Source organism: Klebsiella sp. HMSC25G12, from assembly GCF_001807705.1.
GTDB lineage: Bacteria > Pseudomonadota > Gammaproteobacteria > Enterobacterales > Enterobacteriaceae > Klebsiella > Klebsiella variicola.
In genome coordinates this window covers 1-662 of record NZ_KV789896.1, presented here as the reverse complement: position 1 = coordinate 662, position 662 = coordinate 1, and the positions used below count along the sequence as shown (strand labels likewise).

The 662-nt window shown below is 50.5% G+C and carries 1 protein-coding gene; it reads left to right on the top strand.

Features of this window, described 5'->3' with window-relative positions; translation table 11 throughout:
• The first annotated feature begins 94 nt into the window (after positions 1 to 94).
• Positions 95 to 589, top strand: a complete 495-nt coding sequence (locus HMPREF3096_RS15740) for a transglycosylase SLT domain-containing protein (RefSeq protein ID WP_020314755.1) — start codon at positions 95 to 97, stop codon at positions 587 to 589.
• Positions 590 to 662 lie beyond the last annotated feature (73 nt).

The window sequence follows — 662 nt, the reverse complement described above, 5'->3', positions numbered from 1 at the left end:
GGTGTGGTGATTTTGTGGTGAGGAGTGCATATTTGTTGAGTCTGGTTCTGGTCTGGGTTAACGTAATTACAGGAATCGGCCCGGAGGGAGTCTTTTGAGAAAAAAACTGGCGTTTGCTGCCCTGTTATTAATATCCACGCCTGCATGGGCCACGGATTGTTTTGATATGGCGGGACGGGATTACCGGATTGATCCGGATCTGCTCCGGGCTATTTCATGGCAGGAATCGAAATGGGTGGTGGATGCTGTCGGTAAAAATCCGGGAACAGGATACGGTGCCGGACTGATGCAGATCGATTCGCAGCACCATGCCCGGTTATCGGAGTTCGGTATTAAACCGGAACATCTTCTGACGGATGCCTGCCTGAATATTTACACTGGCGCGTATTATCTGGCGCTGGCGTTTAAGAAGTGGGGCGTCAGCTGGGAGGCAGTCGGTGCCTACAACGCGGGATTCCGCAGAACGGACAGGCAGGACATGCGACGACTGGCATATGCGAGAAAAATTGAGGCTATCTACCGGGCCATCAAGGCAAATAAAAATGCCGGACAATCCCGGGCTGTTAAAAACGAAAGACCTCATGAATGAGGTCTTTTTTTCAGGTGTATGATTAGTCTATCGCCCGCCAGATTAAATGCCGTTCGGGATGATGAATAATGCT